Below are 3,093 nucleotides of genomic sequence, written 5' to 3' on the forward strand. Positions count from 1 at the left end.
CCATAGCATGATGTTAGACTTATACTTAAAATTAACAGTAAACATTTAATTAAATTTTTCATAGTTCATTCTTTTAAATAAATATTCTCTAATTTCCTTTTTTTCAAATATATCACACAACGTCTTGGTACTACAGCGGGTTTGGGATTAAATTAAGCCCTATTCTCGGATTTGCCAAATCATTCAAATACAAAACCATCTTTCCATTAAGTCTATTGCCCAAATCCGTTGTAGTAGCTGTTATATGCCGTTTTTATTTATATATTTCTAATGCGAATTTTATATTTTCGTTATTCAATTTTTCTAATTTTTCCAAGGCATCATTTGATTTCTTTGAGTTAATTGTTTTCAATGCATGTACACATTTTCTCAAAGTAGATTCCAATTCATCATCATACCATCTAAAAATTTCTTTATTGATTGCAATATTGATTATTGGCTCCACAAATCGGTCATCAATTAAATTTTCTAAATAAATTGTATTCACTAAATCTTCGTGCTGACTATGCCAAGTTCCTAATAAAGCCATTTCAATCAGGTCATAATAACTAGCATCAATCTTATTTGCCTGTCTAAAATCAAGACATTTTATTAATTCTTCTTCGTTCTCGCTTTCAACAGCATTTTTTAGTCTGTCTTTCATTTTGCATCAGTGGTTTAAAATGGCATATAACGTTCCGGCGCTTGGCGAGGTTGCGAACTTCGTAACCGAGTACTTTCTGCTAAGATAAAATTTCTTGCGAAATGTAAACGTAAATTTACTACAAAATTCGCAATCTTGCCAAACGGCTGTTATACCTGGTTGCGACACGTTTGTTGAGCACCAAAGATTAGACGTTTCAATATTCGATTCCTATTGCGGAAAGTTTGTCCACCTTCCAATTTACTTTTCTGATATTTTTCCACGTTGCAAATTTCAATTAAACTCAAAAATAAAATTCGATATTCAATTGTCCGCAAAGTGATTTCCGTTTTGCTTGTCCACTTCGATTAAATTCCATTTTTTTTTCGGTTTAGATCGGCTATGCGCAAAGTTCGGTTTATGAGCAATTATTAACTTCCATTTTTCAGAATATCAATTTTCAGCATTTGAGTCCGTCCAAGGAGCAATCAGGTATAACGTCTTGGCACTACAGCGGGTTTGGGACTAAATTAAGCCTATTCTTCGGATTTGCCAAATCATTCCAAATACAAAACCAACTTTCAATTAAGCCTATTGCCCAAATCCGTTGTAGTGGCTGTTAGGCACAGTGTTTTCTATTCATTTGGTTCCCAATCCTCATAATTAAACCAAGTCTGTTTGCCTTTTTTTATTCGCTTAATTATTCGCTTTTTTGGATCGCTCCATTCTTGAGTTTTAGGATCATAAATTCTATAACCGTCATTATCATAATATATAATTCCTTTTTTATCACAAGTTTCAATAATCTTCACCTTAATGAAATAATCTTTCTTGTTTAATTCTGTAATAATTCCTTTCGCAATACAAATCTCATTATCAAATTTCTTTTCTTGTGCTTCATTGACAAATCCTTTTGTATAGTTGAAACTAATTGTATCAGTAATTTTATATTTAGCAAACTCGCTTTCTTTTTTTTCTATTTCTGCCTTTTTTGATTTCTCCCAATAATCTTTATAGTATTGGACTTGTTGTTCAAAATTTATTTCATTGTTGTTCAAATATCGATGATAACTATTCAAAATAATTCCTGACATATCATCGGGATGAAATATTCCATTGTTATTAAAAAATTTTGAAAGTCTAGAACCTCCCCAAAGTTGCCAATTGTTTCTCATCCACATTCCAAAACCCATATGCACTCTTGCAGAAAACTCATTTTCTGATAATTGCTTTAATTTGATTTTAGTGCTGTCAGCCCAAAATGAATTTATCTGTTTAAAACTATCATCTAAATCTTTTGGAATGTAAACACCTTGTATTGTGTCTATCGTAAATCTAACATTGTCTTCTTGCTTTGATTTTTTAACATTAGTCTGCCCAATGCAAATTGTGGTTACAAATATGAGATATATGATTGATAGCAGTTTTTTCATAACATTGTGCCTAACGTTCTGGCACTACAGCGGGTTTGGGATTAAATTAAGACCATTTTTCGGATTTGCTAAATCATTCCAAATACAAAACCATTTTTCCATTAAGCCCAATGCCCAAATCCGTTGTAGTGGCTGTTATATGCTGTTTTTATTATTCGTCATCATTTAATTCATCAATATTTTTCAATTCAGTTTTAATTTGAATGAAACTTTCAATTAACGCCTTAGTATGATTTTTTCGCATTTCAACTTCTCGTGTGAAAAGTCTTTTTTGTTGTTGGTAATATTGACAATTATTGCGAGTTTCAAATGTATCGCTTTCACACTTTTTCCCATCGAAATGATCCAATATTTTCTCCGTATATTTTTCCAAAATAATAATTGGCAAACGTTGTTGTAAAAAGTCTATTTCGTAAAAATTATGGTATAATTCAACAAGCGAGTTTTGTTTACAATAGCTGAATATTTTCATCAATTCTTTTTTTTCAAAAAAATCAAAAATATTTTTGTTTAACATTGGACTTACATACATTTCTCTCGAATCGAATAATTCGTCCTTATCGATATCTAATAGAATCTGATTGCATTCTTTTTCCGAAATTGTCAAGTACTTGATGATAATATTATCTATAAATTGAAGTAATGTTTGTGTTTGCTTTTTTAAATTCTCTTGCTTTTCCCAGTGTTTTATTAGTCCAGTTATAATCAGCGTTATAACTGATCCAGCAATTGTGTATAATAATTTTTCCATTCCTATCATAACGAAGTTGTCGGTTTATTGAATGTTCTGATAAAATAGCATATAACGTTCCGGCGCTACACGAGGTTTGGGATTAAAGAAGCGAGGTTTTTCGGTTAAACACAAATTTCCCAAGTACAAAACCATCTTTAAATTCAACCGAATGCCCAAATCTTGTGTAACGGCTGTTAGCGGTTCGGTTTTATTTTCATTAGTTTTTCAGTTTCAGAATTATAAAGCTCAACACCTTTTGAAACTTCTTCATCGTAATAAATTTCGTCTATGCCTATGTAAATTAG

At 31.1% G+C, this 3,093-nt stretch carries 3 protein-coding genes; all 3 read right to left on the reverse strand.

Annotation, left to right across the window (positions count from 1 at the left end; translation table 11 throughout):
* Positions 1-253: 253 nt before the first annotated feature.
* The 3 genes from AAEO57_RS20725 to AAEO57_RS20735 all read right to left on the reverse strand — a co-directional run bounded on the left by AAEO57_RS20725 (position 254) and on the right by AAEO57_RS20735 (position 2,806).
* Complete coding sequence (locus AAEO57_RS20725; RefSeq protein ID WP_341694932.1) at positions 254-643, reverse strand: hypothetical protein; 390 nt, start codon at positions 641-643, stop codon at positions 254-256.
* 614 nt (positions 644-1,257) lie between these two features.
* Positions 1,258-2,055, reverse strand: coding sequence for a DUF6794 domain-containing protein (locus AAEO57_RS20730; RefSeq protein WP_341694933.1), 798 nt, complete (start codon positions 2,053-2,055; stop codon positions 1,258-1,260).
* Positions 2,056-2,206: 151 nt separating this feature from the next.
* Positions 2,207-2,806, reverse strand: a complete 600-nt coding sequence (locus AAEO57_RS20735) for a hypothetical protein (protein ID WP_341694934.1) — start codon at positions 2,804-2,806, stop codon at positions 2,207-2,209.
* Between the last annotated feature and the right edge of the window lie 287 nt (positions 2,807-3,093).

Source organism: Flavobacterium calami (assembly GCF_038290035.1).
Taxonomy (GTDB): domain Bacteria; phylum Bacteroidota; class Bacteroidia; order Flavobacteriales; family Flavobacteriaceae; genus Flavobacterium; species Flavobacterium calami.

Bases quoted from the DNA above. Each gene is read 5' to 3' on its own strand.
- AAEO57_RS20725 (WP_341694932.1), bottom strand. From the start codon at position 643: ATGAAAGACAGACTAAAAAATGCTGTTGAAAGCGAGAACGAAGAAGAA.
- AAEO57_RS20730 (WP_341694933.1), bottom strand. From the start codon at position 2,055: ATGAAAAAACTGCTATCAATCATATATCTCATATTTGTAACCACAATT.
- AAEO57_RS20735 (WP_341694934.1), bottom strand. From the start codon at position 2,806: ATGGAAAAATTATTATACACAATTGCTGGATCAGTTATAACGCTGATT.